Genomic DNA, 15,716 nt, shown 5'->3' with positions numbered 1-15,716 from the left:
GCACAGTCATCGTGCCGTGCCCCGTGAGAGCCAGAACCACGACCGCGCCAAGCACCAGCTCACGGACCAAGTCCGCAGTGATCAGTACGCCGCGCTTGCGCATGCGGTCGATCCAAGCACCGGCGGGAAGACCAATGAGCAGGAAGGCCGCGGTCTGCGCGGCGTTGAGGAAACCCATCTCCATCTCGGACGCGCCAAGGGTGGTCACGGCATAGATCGGAAGCGCCAGTGCGGTGAGCTGAGCCCCTACCTGGCTCAACCCATCCCCTATCCAGAGCTGCCGAAAATCAAAGTGGTAGGCAAGACTCCGCTCAGGAGAGGATTTGGGCATACATCAAGAATGCTCCCAGTGACGTGTGTAACGCAAAGTAAATCGGTGTGATCTCAGCGAATGAATCCGAGTTTCCGTACGGCCTCCCGCTCATGCACGATCTCGGCTAGCGATGCGTCGATGTATTTGCGCGCAATGTCGTTGATTTCTAGCCCTTGGACAATTTCCCAGTCCCCATCCTTAGACACGGCAGGGAACGAGCACATGAGGCCCTCAGGCACGCCATACGATCCGTCCGAGAGCATGGCAACCGATGCCCAGTTGCCCGGCTTTGAGCCGTTGAACCACTCGCGGGTGTGACCGATTGCGGCTGCCGCAGCGGAGGCAGCGGACGAGGCGCCACGCGCCTCGATGATCGCAGCACCACGGTTAGCCACGGTGGGAATGAAGCTGTGCTCGTACCAGTCCATGTCCGAGGTAAACACATCCGTGTCCTCCCCGTTAATCTGGGCGTGGAAGAGGTCAGGGAACTGCGTATCGGAGTGGTTTCCCCACACCGTCACACGGGAAATGGCGGCCGTGGACACCTTCGCATACTCGGCAGCCTGCGCAATCGAGCGGTTCTGGTCAAGGCGCATCATTGCGTTGACCCTGCCCGCTGGGATGTCCGGAGCGTTTGCAGCGACGATAGCCGCGTTGGCGTTAGCTGGGTTTCCCACAACAAGCACGCGGACGTCATCGGACGCGTGGTCGTTGAGTGCCTTACCCTGCGGCGCGAATATCCCGCCATTGGCCTCGAGCAGATCGGCGCGGTCCATCCCCTTAGACCGCGGGCGAGCGCCAACGAGGAGCGCAGCGTTCGCGCCATGGAAGGCCTTGCTGGGGTCATCGTAGATGTTGATATCGGTGAGAAGATCGAACGCGCAGTCGTGGATTTCCATGGCCACACCCTCGGCAACGCGCACCGCCTGCGGGACTTCGAGGAGGCTGAGTGAGACTGGGACCTCCGGGCCAAAAACTGCGCCACTCGCAATGCGGAATGCGAGCGCGTATCCGATCTGTCCTGCCGCGCCGGTGATCGTAACTCGAATCGGGGTTGCCACAATGAAACTCCTTTGTTTCCCTCGGTTGGACTTCTCCATCATACGAGCCGCGCACAGTCCGGCAAACGGAAGCGCCGGGGAGTCCGACCTGATCGGAGGGGCAATAAAGGCCCGGCAGTGCGCTGAGCGCAACTACCGGGCCTTTGGTCCTAACCCAGCCATGCAGGCCGGGCGAGGCCGTGCTCTGCAGGAGCCATCCGGCTACCTGTCTTTGACCGCCTCACTATCAGGATCGAGCCGCATCGACGAGGTCATCCACCACCTCATCCACTGCGTTAACGTCCGGCTTCTCCACACCGCTTGTGCCAAAGGGTGCGCTGTCCACATCGAGCGTGTCCGCAAGGTTAGCGTTGTCGTGCGCAAGTGGCCGGCGCGAGCCGCGCACCTTTGCGGCAATAAACACGATCACGATCGCGGCGACAAGCCAGGCCAGCAGGTGCTGGGCTGCCTGACCAAGGGCGTTCGGGATGCCCTCGCCAGCGATCATTGCCCTGAACGCGTAGTGAGTCCACGTCATGGGAAGCCACGAGTGCAGCGCCTGGAAGAACTTTGGCGCAGTCTCCACCGGGAAGGTGCCACCCATCGAGGTGATCTGGAGGATCAGCAAGATGAGCGAGACGAACCGCCCGCGGTAGCTCAGCACCGCTACGCACGCCTGGTTGACGGCCACGAAGGTGAGCGACGACAGGACCGCGATAGCCACAAAGCCAAGCAGGTTCTCCGCGTGGATCTCCACGAGGAAGTTCACAAGGACCACCGCGAGGACCGCCTGAACCACGGCAACGATGGCGCCGATGGACATGGGCCTCGTTGCGGACTTCCACCAGGTTTCCTTGGAGGAGTGCCTGCGGTCGAGCGCTGGCATCACGAGGAACATCGCGATTCCGCCGATCCACAAACTCAGCGCGAGGAACATGGGCGAGAACCCGCCAGCAGCGTTGGACACCGCGTTTTCACGAACCGGGGTGACCTGGGCAATCGCGGAGGCGACCTGCCCGATCGAGCTCTGATCTTCGTCGGAGTAGGTAGGAACCTGGTCGGCCCCGGCCTTGAGCGCGTCGGCGAGCTCGCCCGCACCGTCCTGCAGAGCGGCCGCTCCATCAACGGCGCTGTCCGCGCCATCCTGGATCTGGGACACGCCGTCACTCAGATCCTTGGAGCCACCTGCCAGAACACCCGCACCGTCGGACAGGGTCGTTGCACCGGAGTTGAGCTCCGTGGAGCCGCTCGCGAGCGACTGCGCGCCATTGTTGACCTTGTCGGCGCCGCTGGCTAGGTCCTTGGCTCCCCCGTTGACCTGTCCTACTGCGCTGGTGAGCGCGGGAATCTTCGAGGAAAGCTCCGAGGTCCCCGCGGACAGGCTCGACGCACCGTCCGCGAGGGCACCGGCACCGGCAGTCAGGTCTGTGGCGCCGCTGCGAAGGGCGCCGGACTGCTCGGCCAACTGTGCGGCCCCTGAGTTCAGGGAGTTAAGGGCACCGAGGACGGTCTTGTCCGCGGCGGTGTCCTTGGTGGATCCTAGCGAAGAGTTGAGTGTCGCCGCTCCATCCGCGAGGGACTGGGCACCCTGCGCGAGCGCTGGAGCGCTTGCGTTCAACGAGTTCAGACCGCCGTACAGGGTCTTGCTCGCCGCAGTGTCGTCCGAGGTTCCTAGGCCCGCTGCGACGGCTTGTGCGCCGGAGGCGACCTGGGCTTGAACCTTGGCCAGTGCGGTGAGGTTTGCGCAGAACTCCGCGGCGCTGGGGTCCACCACTGCGGAGCACTGGGCCACGAGGCCGTCGAGTCCGCTGGAGACCTGCGAGGCTCCGCCGCTCACGCTGGCAGCCCCGGACGAGGCCGCGGCAACTCCGTTCACGAGGGACGCGGTGGAGTCTGGGAGTGAGGCCGTTCCGGAAGCGAGCGTCTTTGCGCCGTCCGCAAGGCTGGTCGCGCTCTTCTTGAGAGCGGGTGCCTGCCCGGCAAGCTCACTGAGGCCAGAAGCAAGTTGGTCGGCTCCCGCCGTGTACATGTTCACCCCGTCCGAGAGCGCACCGGAACCGGTTGCCACGTCGGATGCCCCGCCCGAGAGCTTGGAGGCTCCGGACTTCAGTTGGTCTGCACCGGCGCTCACGCCGGGGACCGCGGAGTTGAGCTTGCTTGTGCCATCAGCCAGTGCGGTCGCGCCACTCGAGAGCGATGCTGTTCCGTCAGCGAGCGCCTTGGACCCCGTAGCTAGCGTGCCAGTGCCGTCGGCGAGCGCAGCCGCGCCGGTGGCAAGCTGTGCGGCGCCGTCGGCCAGGTCGCCCGACCCCGCCTGTGCGCTCTCGAGTGCCTCACCCAGCGTCATAAGCCCGTCGTGCAACTCGCTTGAGCCGTCAGCCAGCTTGTTTGAGCCATCAGCCGCGTCGGTGAAGCCGTCATGGATCGTGGTCATCGAGACCAGTACGTTGTCGATGTACTGCTGGGCCGCCTGCGCTCCCAGCTCTCCCTGCAGCGTCGCGGCCACGGTGCGCGCCATGGTTCCGGCGATGTAGTTCACGCCGTCGTCGGTCACGATGGACAGCTGGACCTTCTTGGCCTCGCCTGCCTTGTCAGTTCCGAGCTTTCCTGCGGTTTGCGAGAACCCATGCGGCACCACCATGTAGGCGCGGATGGTCTCGTCCTTCAGTGCTGTGCGTGCCTCGTCCTCGGTCATAGTGACCCAGGTGAAGCCCACATCCTCGCCCTCGGCTGGGTTGGTCAGGTTGTCTGCGAGCTCGTTGCCCAGTGCAAAGGTCTCCTCTTTGCCAGTGGACAGCGTGGCCGTGTATGGCGCATCAAGGTTGACCACCGCGGCTTTCATTCGTGAGACGTTCTCTACCGGGTCTTGGTAGGCGGAGCTCAGCAGCCCCGAGTAGAGAAACGGGATCGAGGCGATGATCGCCAACACGATGATGTTCATGATCTTGTTCCCCGTCATGTGGGGCAGACCAAAGGAACGTTCCTTGGATTTCATGGGCAACTTTCGTAACCGGTGCGCGGGCCGCATCGTAGGTGTCTCAGTTCTTTGCGCGGATACAGGTCTGTATCCACGCTCCACATAACACGATACACACCTGTATCGGACTGCTTCAAGATTTCGATACAAGGTTGTATCCTGTTGTGATGGACAAGACAGAGATCAAAGACTCGAGCCACAAGCTGGTCCGCGATGTCACCGCCCACCTCTCCGCGCGCCGCAATGCGATCCGCGAACTACAAAACACCGAGCCCACGGACCGCAGGGTCCTCACCCAGAACGCACTCCTCGCGGCAGGCCGCACCCTCATTGCGAATAACGGCGTAGCGGGTGCTTCCGTGGGCGACATTGCCAAGGAGGCGGGCTTCACGCGCGGAGCCTTCTACTCCAACTTCACCAACATGGACCACTTCGTCTCCGCGGTGGCCCGCATCGAGTGGCAGTCCATGCTCGGGGACGTCGAGGACGTCCTCGCGGGCTGGAACTATGAGAGGGACAACCCCATCGACGGCGCCGTCGAGATCCTGCTCACGGTCCTGCCCCGCGACCGCGAGCGCTACCTGCTGTGGAACGAGTTCTCAACCTACGAGATCCGCTTCCCCCAGGCCTCCGACGACATCTCCGAGGGCTCCGATAACTTCTACCGGGCGTTGGGCGAGATCCTGTCCACCATCCTTGACGCCTTCGGCCTCGAGCCCGTGGGCACCCTCGAGGACCTGATCGAGTTGATCGTCGCGCTGTCGTCTCGCTCCACCCGCAATGAAATTATCGACGATTCACGCAGCCCCCAGCGCGGCTCAAGTTCGTCCCTGATCGGCCGTCTACTACCCGATCTCATTCGGGCCATGACTCGCCCAGCCGGGGCACAATCGTCGTAAATCTGGTCCTGCCGCGGCGCGACAGCAAGCGCACACACAACAGGACGCATACACAACACAGGGCGGGCAGTCACCCAGTGGGTGACTGCCCGCCCTGTGTAGCGAACGAGCGCGAGACTAGATCACGCGGCGATCTTGGCTGCGAGGTTCTCGTCGATTGCTGCCAAGAACTCCTCAGTGGTGAGGTATGGCTGGTCCTTGGAGATGAGGAGCGCGAGGTCCTTGGTCATCTTGCCGGACTCGACGGTCGCAATGACAACGTCCTCGAGGGTCTGCGCGAACGCGGTGACCTCAGGGGTGTTGTCCAGCTTGCCGCGGTGCATGAGGCCACGGGTCCACGCAAAGATCGAGGCGATCGGGTTGGTGGAGGTTGGCTTGCCCTGCTGGTGCTGGCGGTAGTGGCGTGTCACGGTACCGTGAGCGGCCTCAGCCTCAACGGTCTTGCCATCTGGGGTCATGAGAACCGAGGTCATGAGGCCGAGCGAACCGAAGCCCTGAGCCACGGTGTCGGACTGAACGTCACCGTCGTAGTTCTTGCATGCCCACACGTAGCCGCCCTCCCACTTCATGGCGGAAGCGACCATGTCGTCGATCAGGCGGTGCTCGTAGGTGAGACCGGCTGCCTCGAACTGCTCCTTGTATTCGGAGTCGAATACTTCCTGGAACAGGTCCTTGAACTGGCCATCGTAGGCCTTGAGGATCGTGTTCTTGGTGGAGAGGTAGACAGGGTAGTTGCGCTGCAGGCCGTAGGCGAACGATGCGCGTGCGAAGTCCTTGATGGACTCGTTGAAGTTGTACATACCCATGGCCACGCCGCCCTCTTCGGGCATGGTGACGACCTCAAACTGCTGTGGCTCGCCGCCGTCAGCTGGCTCAAAGGTCATGGTGATCTTGCCTGGACCTGGAACCTTGAAGTTGGTGGACTTGTACTGGTCACCGTGCGCGTGACGGCCGATGATGATCGGCTTGTTCCAGCCTGGAACGAGGCGTGGGATGTTCGAGATAATGATTGGCTCGCGGAAGACAACGCCGCCGAGGATGTTGCGGATGGTGCCGTTAGGCGAAACCCACATCTTCTTGAGGCCGAACTCCTCAACGCGTGCCTCATCAGGGGTGATGGTCGCGCACTTCACCCCGACGTTGTACTGCTTGATGGCGTTTGCAGCGTCAACGGTGACCTGGTCGTCGGTCGCGTCGCGGTTCTGGATCGACAGATCGTAGTACTTCAGGTCGATGTCCAGGTAAGGGTGGATGAGGCGGTCCTTGATGAACTGCCAGATGATACGAGTCATCTCATCGCCGTCGAGCTCGACGACGGGGTTAACAACCTTGATCTTGCCCATGTTAGGAGCACTCCCCGCTTAAGTATTGGTGTGGTTCTTGTCGCAACCAACCTTAACTTATTTCTTGACGTCAAGATATATTGGCGCAGTGCGTGGTCGGTCACGTTAAGTGGGGTGGGACACAGTGAATGTGCGAGTCAGTGGCCGCCTCGCCTTTCACGCACGAGAGTATTCCTGAGCCCACTCTCGACGTCGAGAGTGGGCTCAGGAATACTCTCGATGAAGTGAGGGGCAGGGATCACCTGACCGGTCGAGCGCAGTTCAGCAGAAGAGGCCCTCTGTGCAGCGCAGCGCGCTCGAGGTGGATGCAAGGAAGATGACCGCAGCTGACAGCGCGTAGAAGAACGGCACGTCAAAAAGTTTGGACCTGGCCGAGATCCCAAAGGGAGCACCGGGGAGGATGGCGCGGGCCGTTCCCAGCACGAACATGAGCGCCCCGAAATAATACGCACCCGTCTTGGGGTTGAGACCTACTGTAAGGAGGAGACCCAGCACGAGCGCACCCACCAGCGTCCACATCAGGCCAGTCCGCAGCGAGCGGCCCTTTTCGAGGACCTCAGCCGCGGTGACCGGTTCTGCAGCGGGCTTGGTGTCACGTTCTGATTCGGGTGCGGCCATTCCTGTTGTGCCCGTTCGTTCGGTTGCTGGCGCGGCCGGCTCCGACTCTGGACGCGCAGGGGTGATCGAAGGCTCGCCCTGGAGCCCCTCACCACTCGTTCGTTCAGTCACAGCCTTCACATTTCCCATTCACCAGCGCGTAATTTGGAGACATGCATTCAATGCCTACCCAGCCAACTCTACCTTCACGTCTCACCCGCTCCATCATTGTGATCGGTGGCAATCTGGCTGGTTTGCGCACAGTTGATGCGCTTCGTTCCAACGGTTTTGACGGCGAGATCACAGTAGTTTCGGATGAGTCACTCCCGCCCTACGATCGTCCCCCACTGTCCAAGTCACTCCTGGCCAACGATGAGCCCGTGTTCTTTGCGGACGACATTAATGCTGATCTTGATGCACTTGCGTCTCACGTTTTGTACGCCACGCGGGCGGTCGCTCTCGCGCCCGCCCCAGCTGGTGACGCGGCCGGGTCCGGCTGGCGGGTCACAGTTGCCCCCATCCCCGCACTGATTCACGACGATTCACCAGACTCCCAGCGTGTCCTCACCGCTGACGCCGTGGTGCTTGCCGTCGGGTCGTCGCCCGTGCGCCCCACCGGATGGGAGAACACCTCCCGGCTCTACACCTGGGACGACGCTGTGACCCTGCGCGCTCAGCTCACCCGGCCCGGTAAGGTCGTGATCATCGGCGCGGGCTGGATCGGCAGCGAGGTTGCCTCGGTTGCCGCGTCCGCTGGCCACGAGGTCTCGGTTCTCGAGGCCTTCCCCACTCCCCTGTTCCGCCAGCTCGGCGAGGTCGTGGGCAGGCGGGTCGCATCCTGGTTCGAGGACGCGGGCGTGGACCTGCACACTGGCGCTCGGGTGTCGGACGTGTTGGCTGCGGGGCAAGATTCTCCTGCGGGAGATGGCGCGGTAGTTGGCGCGGTAGGACCTCAGGACAGCGCCCCCTTCCGCGTGGTATTCTCCACCGCGCAGGGAACCACACAGTCTCTCGACGCGGACATGGTCCTCGCTGCGGTGGGCGCTCGCCCAAACACCGGCTGGCTCGAGGGTAGCCTCCAGCTGAGCGAGTCCGGCGCCGTGCCAACGGACGAGTGGGGCCGGGTGATTGCTGCCCCTTCCTCGGGCGACGCTTTCGGTTCGCTCGACTCCCCCGCCTCCCCCAACACGACTCTCCCTGGACTGTTCGCGGTGGGCGACTGCGCGCTTCGACGCGACGCCGTGCACACCCTCGTCGCCGGAGGACACTGGAACACGGCGCTGACCGACCCGGACCGGGTTGCGCAGGCCGTCCTCGCCCAGCTCGATGGCATACGGGCCCCCGAGCACGCGCCGGCAACGCCCACTCCGTACGTGTTCTCCACCCAGTTCGACCGGGACGTGAATCTCTATGGCACCCCGGACCTTGAGCACGACGAGGTGGCATTCCGGGATGTCGAGGGCTCGGGCTGGTCAGCGCTCTACCTTCGCCACGACGGTGCCACGACTTTCCTGACCGGTGTGTTCACCGTGAACACGCCACGCGACGCCGCACAGGCCCGCAAACTCCTTGCCGGAGGCCCCGTGGTCATAAACCCCGACCTCGCAATCGATTCGACCAAGCAACTCAAACTCGCACTCGTGCGCGGTTAACCTGCTACTCCCCGGGCCGCAGGCAATCCCGCCGCATCAGCTCGCCCGAAACTCCCCACCCACGCCGCATCCGTGGCATTGCGACATCGCAGAATTAGTCCCGGCCCGGCCCTCGTACACCCTCACCACGTGAGTTCCCATTTGCCATGACGAGTTCCCGCTTCGCAAGCGGGAACTCGTCATGGCGAGCGGGATTTCGTGCGCGTTCTGGCGCGCGCCCTCCCCACGGCCGCACGGACGTGCGCGAGGTGCGGGAGAAGGCCGGGCACAATTGTCGAAAATCAAACGGGCGAAAGCCCGGAGACACAAAGAACGGGCACCGTTTCTGCCTCGCGCAAGGACAGAACCGGCACCCGTTCAGTTTGTGGGCCCCGAGGGGCGGCGGCTAGTTTGCTAGCCGCGCGACCCTAGTGAGCAAAGTGACGGGTTCCCGTCAGGTATAGCGTAACGCCCGCGGCGCGCGCCGCCTCGATGACCTCGGCGTCACGGACCGATCCACCAGGCTGGACCACTGCCTTCACGCCTGCGTCAAGCAGGACCTGCAGGCCGTCGGCGAACGGGAAGAAGGCGTCGGACGCGGCGACCGCGCCACGGGCGCGCTCCACACCGTCGCCCAGAGCGTTCGCACGCTCTACCGCCAGCTTGCACGAGTCAACGCGGTTAACCTGGCCCATGCCAACGCCTACCGAGGCGCCGCCCGAGGCCAGCAGGATTGCGTTCGACTTGACCGCACGCACAGAGGCCCAAGCAAACTCGAGGTCGGCCAGGGTCTGCTCGTCTGCAGCCTCACCAGTAGCGAGGGTCCAGTTCGCGGAGTTGTCGCCCTCGGCGTCAATGCGGTCGGTAGCCTGCATGAGCATGCCACCCGTGATCGAGCGGGTCTCCACGCCGGATCCCGCAGGAGCCGCAACCTTGATCAGGCGGATGTTCTTCTTGGCCGAGAGAATTTCCACGGCCTCGGGCTCGAAGTCCGGTGCAACAACGACCTCGGTGAACACGTCCTTGATCTGACGCGCGGCGTCAGCGGTCAGCGTACGGTTTGCGGCAATCACGCCACCAAACGCGGAGATTGGGTCGCAGGCGTGCGCCTTGGCGTGCGCCTCGGCGATGGACTCGCCCACGGCGATTCCGCACGGGTTGGCGTGCTTAATGATCGCAACGGCCGGGCGGTCATGGTCATAGGCTGCGCGCCAAGCGGCATCGGAGTCCACGTAATTGTTGTAGGACATCTCCTTGCCGTGGAGCTGCTCGCCAGTAGGAAGGCCCTGTGGCTGGTAGCCGTCAACATAGAGCGCGGCACGCTGGTGCGGGTTTTCGCCGTAGCGCAGCACGTTCTTGCGGCCCCAGGTCGCGCCAACCCAAGCAGGGAAGCCGGTGGACTCGCCCTCGACCTCGTCGGTTGCGGACACCACGTTGCCCATCCAGGACGCAACGGCTACGTCATAGGTGGCGGTGTGGATAAAGGCCTGCGCGGCGAGCGCCTTACGCTCGGCATAGGTGAACCCGCCTTGCTGGACTGCGTTGGCCACGTCCGCGTAGCGCTCAGGGTCCACGACAATCGCAACCGATGGGTGGTTCTTGGCGGCGGCGCGGACCATGGTTGGGCCGCCGATGTCGATCTGCTCAACGCACTCGTCAGGAGTCGCACCCGACTGCACGGTCGCAGTGAATGGGTAGAGGTTGACCACAACGAGCTCAAACGGAGCGATGTCGAGGTCCGCCAACTGCGCCAGGTGGTCGTCCTTGCGGGTGTCAGCGAGGATGCCTGCGTGGACGCGAGGGTGCAGGGTCTTCACGCGACCCTCAAGGCACTCTGGGAAACCGGTCAGGGCATCAACCGCGGTGACTGGAATGCCAGCCTCGGCGATCTTGGCGGCGGTGGAACCGGTGGACACGATCTCCACGCTGGCGGCGTGCAGAGCCTGGGCGAGCTCAACGAGGCCCGTCTTGTCGTACACGGAAATGAGTGCGCGGCGAATCTGGCGCCGAGAATCGTCAGCCAGAGGTGGGATGGGAGTTGCGGACGCAGACACGATACTCTCCTGTCGTAGCTTTCACATGATTTGAAGTTCAAGGCCAAAACCTCGAATGTGATCCCTACGCCCAGGCGGACGGCGCTACATCAGGGTATGTGTTTCATCGCTCCCCGGTGGTTATCCACCTTCGCCAGTCGCGACACTCCCATAGTACTCAGTGTGGGAACTAGTTTCACACCGCGGCCGGCACAACGTTAGCAAGTTCATGAAAACCGTCAAGCGGTTCACGTACCGTGACCTGCTATTACGTAGGTCATCGTGTACGGGCGGGGAGCTTCCGCGCAAGCCCTAGGTACTGGCAGGTATGCCAGCGGCGGGTGCGCAGTAGGCGGGTAAGCAGCTGGCGGACACGCCTACGGGTTGAAAGCCGCTGGCGTGCAGTTCCGGTCCGCCACCGGCGGACATCCTGAGGGAGTCGCACAGCGACTACCGGATCCTCCGCCGGCGGCCGCGCCTACGGGTCGCAAGCCGCTGGAAGGTGAGTGGCCCTACTCGCTGAGTGAATCGTCGTTAATCTGATCCACAGGACCCAACACGACGGTGCGACCCTCAACGGTAAATCCGCGGCGCGCGAGGCGGCTCGTCCACTCCACGAGCAGGCGGCGCTCCTCAACCTTGATGCGCTCGTGCAGGGTATCCTCGGTGTCCTCGTCCGAAACGGCCACGGCCGCTTGGGCGATGATCGGGCCGGTGTCGGTGCCCTCGTCGACCACGTGCACGGTGCAACCCGTGACCTTCACGCCGTAGGCAAGCGCGTCCCGCACACCGTGCGCCCCGGGGAACGACGGCAGAAGCGCGGGGTGCGTGTTGATGGTCCGCCCACCAAAGTGGGACAGGAAGCTCGCACCGAGGATGCGCATGAATCCAGCGGATACTACGAGGTCCGGGGAGAACACGGCCACAGTCTCCGCCAGAGCGGTGTCCCACTGAGCGCGCTCCGTGAAGTCCTTCGGGTTCACAACTGCGCAGGCGATCCCCTCGTCGTGCGCAATGTTGATTGCGCCGGCGCTCGGGTTGTCGGTCACCACGGCAACGATGCGCGCGCCAAACCAAGACTTCTTCTGCGCGGCAAGGAGCGCAGCGAGGTTGGTTCCGCCTCCCGAAGCAAGCACGACAATGCGCTTGGCTCCGGACTTTCCCCGTCCGACAGTCTCAACTGGGTGTCCTGAGGGCGTCACCGTCACAATAATCTCCGAATCAGTATGGAACGTACGATTGCTTGGCGGCCCTCACGGCGTGTGGCCAAGCAAGAGCGCAGTGCGTGCGGGTTGCATGGTGCTTATTGGGTCGCGCTGGTAGCGCTGGTCCTGTTGGTAGTGCTGCCGAGCGTGCCACTTAGCGAGCAACGTCATGCCACGCGGCACGGAATAACACTAGCAACTGTTGGGCGCCGCCCACGCAAGTGGTCCATCGTCAGCGCTTGCGCATGGAACTTTCCGCATTCTCACCGTGCATGGGGGAAGATGGTTGTCATGAGCAATCCGTTTGCGTACGACCCCCGCGATTCCGCGCCGCGTGACGACTCCACTTCGGACCAAGGGAGCGCGCCGGACCGCATCGAAGCACGTCACGAGGACGCTGGCGAGCGCCCTCGCCCGACCCCTCCCGGCTCCGTGCAGCCCGGCTCCGGCGTTGGACCTGTCGCACCCAAGCTATCCGATGACGAGAACCGCACCATGCAACGGCTTGTCATGCACTTCACACTGCTCATGTTCGCCACGATCGTCACGAGCGCGCTCACGCTACCTGTTAGGCTCGTTGCCCTCGTGTTCGCCGTGTGGGCGTTCGTCGTGGGAGTCCAGGCGTTCAAGTACGCCTGGGGCAAGCAGATTCGCGGTGCATTCATCGGATTTCTCGGCCTCGGGATCACGCTGACAGCACTGCTTGGCCTCACCGTCCTGACGATTATTCCGCGGTGGAACATCGAGATGGACTACCAAACCTGCCGCTCCCAAGCGATCACCGTGCAGGCAAAGAGCGCATGTGACACCGCGTTCCAGGAGTCCATCAAGAACTACCTCAAGACCACGCGCTGACCGTTCTCCCCGGAGTAGTCCGGGTCGGCTCGACCGTGGCGCTCTGATTGTGCCGTTTGGTTGCAGCTGGCGTCGGTTGTGCGTGGGAGCTCGGGTCATAGAGTTGACTGGCTCGAGTTTGTTGACTCGCGTTTGTTGACTTGCGCAACCGACTCGCGTTAGTCGACGGGTGGCGGGGTGTGCGCGGATCGCGCACTGCCACTTGATGGTTGGCTTCCAGCGCTCGTTCCGCTTTCCGCGCTGCGCGCGTTCACCGGGCTTGCGCCGGAGAAACCGCTTCTCGACGATCGAGCACTCGCCGCTGAGCTTCCAGCTGCCAGCGGACCAACTGGGACCGAGGCCTCCGTCTCATCAGAGTATGAGGTGGTGGCAACTTCCTCGTCCTCCACGGAGTACAAAGGTCCGCCCTTCCCTACGAACCGCGAGCCCACCCAGGCCTTGGTCTCTCGACGCAGGAGCCAGATAAGCACGGCCGCAGGTGCTCCGCACACAAGCAGCATGCGCAGAGCCGTGTCTGGGACGCTCACACCCATCTCGGCGAAGCGACCTGGTCCAAAGCTTCCACTCGCCCACCATGCAAGTAGGGCCCACACCCCCGTGAATACTGCGGCTACAAGAAGGGGCGCTACCAAGATCTGCCACCATTTCATGGCGTACGGACCGCGGACGACGGCAAGCGCGGGTAGGCCAGCAGCGCACACAAGCGCGCACAGGAAGATGACCGCAAAGCTGACAGGAATGGCGGCCTCGGGTAGGGCTGCGAGCACTGGAATGTTGGGCAGCGGGCCAAGAACCACCTCGGCCGGGGCAACGATCGTGCCGGCGCCCACTGCAAAGCCGATACCCGACAACCAGCTGATGGCCCAGACGATGAGGTTTGGGATCAAGCTCAGTTGCGCGATTCCGAGAGCAGCACCACTCATCGCATCAAGCGACCAACCGCTGAGTAGATTGGCCATCGAGTCCCTACCAAGAATGATCCATAGGATCACCGCCAGGGCGCCGAGCACCACGGTGAGGAGCAGTCCGCCGAGCCCCGCTTTCACGGAGCTCCTAATCCATTGCGGCAAGCGCCCGAGGGCCTCTCGCACCGGGTTGTTTCCCCCGGCGCTTCGCAGGCCAAGGTAGACCGCCGCGACCGACACTATGGCCGCCCCCAGGAAAGCGCGCGACAGGCTTGCGAGCCCGGGAGCCACAATGGCGGTCAGGACCACCACAGCGAGCACGTGAGTCCCTACGTACGAGGCAATGGGGATCCACTCCGGCACGAGACCACGCTTGACAGTGAACCAAGAGCCCAACAGCACGATGAGTGTGAGCCCTAGCGGCACCATTGTCATGGTGGTTCCAGAGATTGTCAGGTGCGCACCGTATGCCGTCGCCCAGAAGGCAGCGCCAAAGTGTGCGGTGCCAGCAAAGTTGAAGTTCTGGTCTACGAGCGTTGTCGAGACTACCGATGTCACGAGGACCGGCAGCACAATAAGGACTATGCCAGCTAGGAGAGACTGCAGCGCGACGAGTGCCCCGATGATTGCCGGGTGGGTACCTTCGATCGAGTCATCACCCGAGAGCTGCTTGCGCAGCGATTCTCTGTCCTCAATGACGCGTGAAGTTCTCGACTGTGTACCTCGGCGAGGCGGCTGATAACTGGTCGTACCCATGGAACTATCCTGCCTTGCGCGTGCGGTCAGAGCCTGGAGACACCCGCAAGAAACTGCCGACTTTCACTAAGCATTCTCGTATTGCACGAGGAGGAACTCGATTGTTGTGCTGAAAAGGAAATGCTAGGCCGGGGATTCGTCAGTATCCGGGGCACACACGTGAACTTCTAGGCGGTTGCGTATCGGCCGCTCAGAGCCTTACGACCAGCCTTGTACTGTCGGTAGGAACAGAAGAAGAGGGCGAGCGCGAGCACTAGCATGATGCATCCAGGGACATACTGCCCAGTTCCAAGGAAGGACACACCAACAACAACGTGGAGCGCCACGACGATGAGGAACCCCAGCATAGATGCAACTTGTGAGGCGCCAGCAGTTTTGGCGCGATCTGCAGAACCACTGCGGCGCATCCTCTGTGAGGCACCCGCTGCGTACGCGGCGCTCTCTCCCCCAATTGGGAGAACATGAGTAAGGGCGAGGGCCCAGAGAGCGAAAGCTCCGACTGCAACAAGCGGAAGGCTGCTCATTCGGAGCAGGTTCGATGCCAGCTCGCTACCAGAGTCACCTGCATCGCCCTGCGCAATCGAGATCCCAAAGGACGTCACGATTGCGGTCGCACCAATGAAGTACAGCGCCTCAACCGCGATGATTGAGGTAGCCACGATGCTTTTCGGCCGCACCGTCACTTCTGCGCCTTCGCCTGCTCCGAGTTCATTCACAACCCAAACGTACGGGACACGTGACGAGTTTTCGGCATGAGTTCGCGGTTTTCGGAGGGAATCAACTAAAGAGACGACCAGTTCGAGCCTCTCGGAGATTATGCGTAAGACCATGGGACTCATACGTCAGCCCATAGGATGATGATCCGCCTACATTCAACTACTCGGCCCTCGGACCACTCCGGCACGCTACTCAGACCACTCCGGCAAGGTACTCGGACGACCACCCCAACCCACTCCGCCCCCTCTTTTGTGGATCGAGAGTATTCCCGAGCCCACTCTCCCTATCGAGAGCGGGCTCACGAATACTCTCGCGTGTGTGGGCATAAAAAAAGAGGGCACCCACACGGGTACCCTCAACACACAACACCAATCGATAGTGGACGCCAGAACACGAGAAACACGATAGTAGACGCACAAGAAACACGAAAGGGCACCCCCACGGG

At 62.7% G+C, this 15,716-nt stretch carries 11 protein-coding genes, 1 pseudogene and 1 riboswitch; of the genes and pseudogenes, 3 read left to right on the top strand and 9 right to left on the bottom strand.

The genetic code is table 11. The features are described 5' to 3' along the window. The 3 genes and pseudogenes from HGSM_RS07840 to HGSM_RS13730 form a co-directional block, all read right to left on the bottom strand. Positions 1-259, bottom strand: a pseudogene (locus HGSM_RS07840) (MFS transporter); the annotation flags it as partial. Positions 260-384: 125 nt separating this feature from the next. Next, positions 385-1,377 (bottom strand): malate dehydrogenase, encoded by a 993-nt coding sequence (locus tag HGSM_RS07835; RefSeq protein ID WP_040594953.1) that lies wholly within the window; start codon positions 1,375-1,377, stop codon positions 385-387. A 223-nt stretch (positions 1,378-1,600) separates the two neighbouring features. Then, positions 1,601-4,348 (bottom strand): YhgE/Pip domain-containing protein, encoded by a 2,748-nt coding sequence (locus HGSM_RS13730; RefSeq protein WP_195891364.1) that lies wholly within the window; start codon positions 4,346-4,348, stop codon positions 1,601-1,603. A 149-nt stretch (positions 4,349-4,497) separates the two neighbouring features. Here HGSM_RS13730 and HGSM_RS07825 point away from each other — a divergent pair, with 149 nt between their 5' ends. Then, positions 4,498-5,229: a TetR/AcrR family transcriptional regulator gene (locus tag HGSM_RS07825; protein WP_019148193.1), complete on the top strand. Its 732-nt coding sequence runs from the start codon at positions 4,498-4,500 to the stop codon at positions 5,227-5,229. Positions 5,230-5,351: 122 nt separating this feature from the next. Here the strand turns inward: HGSM_RS07825 and HGSM_RS07820 are convergent, their stop codons facing one another. Beyond that, positions 5,352-6,572: an NADP-dependent isocitrate dehydrogenase gene (locus tag HGSM_RS07820; protein WP_019148192.1), complete on the bottom strand. Its 1,221-nt coding sequence runs from the start codon at positions 6,570-6,572 to the stop codon at positions 5,352-5,354. A 261-nt stretch (positions 6,573-6,833) separates the two neighbouring features. After that, positions 6,834-7,301: a DUF3017 domain-containing protein gene (locus HGSM_RS07815; protein WP_195891363.1), complete on the bottom strand. Its 468-nt coding sequence runs from the start codon at positions 7,299-7,301 to the stop codon at positions 6,834-6,836. A gap of 50 nt (positions 7,302-7,351) precedes the next feature. Between HGSM_RS07815 and HGSM_RS07810 the strand changes: the two genes are divergently transcribed. After that, positions 7,352-8,821: an NAD(P)/FAD-dependent oxidoreductase gene (locus tag HGSM_RS07810; protein WP_019148190.1), complete on the top strand. Its 1,470-nt coding sequence runs from the start codon at positions 7,352-7,354 to the stop codon at positions 8,819-8,821. A gap of 407 nt (positions 8,822-9,228) precedes the next feature. Here the strand turns inward: HGSM_RS07810 and purH are convergent, their stop codons facing one another. Both purH and purN read right to left on the bottom strand, forming a co-directional pair. After that, positions 9,229-10,854 carry a bifunctional phosphoribosylaminoimidazolecarboxamide formyltransferase/IMP cyclohydrolase gene (gene purH, locus HGSM_RS07805; RefSeq protein WP_019148189.1) on the bottom strand — a complete coding sequence of 542 codons (1,626 nt, stop codon included), beginning with the start codon at positions 10,852-10,854 and terminating at the stop codon, positions 9,229-9,231. 61 nt (positions 10,855-10,915) lie between these two features. Next, a riboswitch (ZMP/ZTP riboswitch) is annotated at positions 10,916-11,005 on the bottom strand. 340 nt (positions 11,006-11,345) lie between these two features. Further along, positions 11,346-12,035, bottom strand: a complete 690-nt coding sequence (gene purN / locus HGSM_RS07800; protein ID WP_051009795.1) for a phosphoribosylglycinamide formyltransferase — start codon at positions 12,033-12,035, stop codon at positions 11,346-11,348. 294 nt (positions 12,036-12,329) lie between these two features. Between purN and HGSM_RS07795 the strand changes: the two genes are divergently transcribed. Further along, complete coding sequence (locus tag HGSM_RS07795) at positions 12,330-12,893, top strand: hypothetical protein (RefSeq protein ID WP_154646284.1); 564 nt, start codon at positions 12,330-12,332, stop codon at positions 12,891-12,893. 158 nt (positions 12,894-13,051) lie between these two features. On the opposite strand, the gene HGSM_RS13725 is transcribed toward HGSM_RS07795, so the two are convergent. Next, complete coding sequence (locus tag HGSM_RS13725; protein ID WP_019148186.1) at positions 13,052-14,554, bottom strand: cell division protein PerM; 1,503 nt, start codon at positions 14,552-14,554, stop codon at positions 13,052-13,054. Between the two features lie 167 nt (positions 14,555-14,721). Beyond that, on the bottom strand, positions 14,722-15,213 hold the full coding sequence (locus HGSM_RS07785; RefSeq protein ID WP_154646283.1) for a hypothetical protein: 492 nt from the start codon (positions 15,211-15,213) through the stop codon (positions 14,722-14,724). Between the last annotated feature and the right edge of the window lie 503 nt (positions 15,214-15,716).

This window comes from Timonella senegalensis JC301 (assembly GCF_000312125.1).
GTDB lineage: Bacteria > Actinomycetota > Actinomycetes > Actinomycetales > Cellulomonadaceae > Timonella > Timonella senegalensis.
This window is presented reverse-complemented; position numbering and strand designations above follow the sequence as displayed.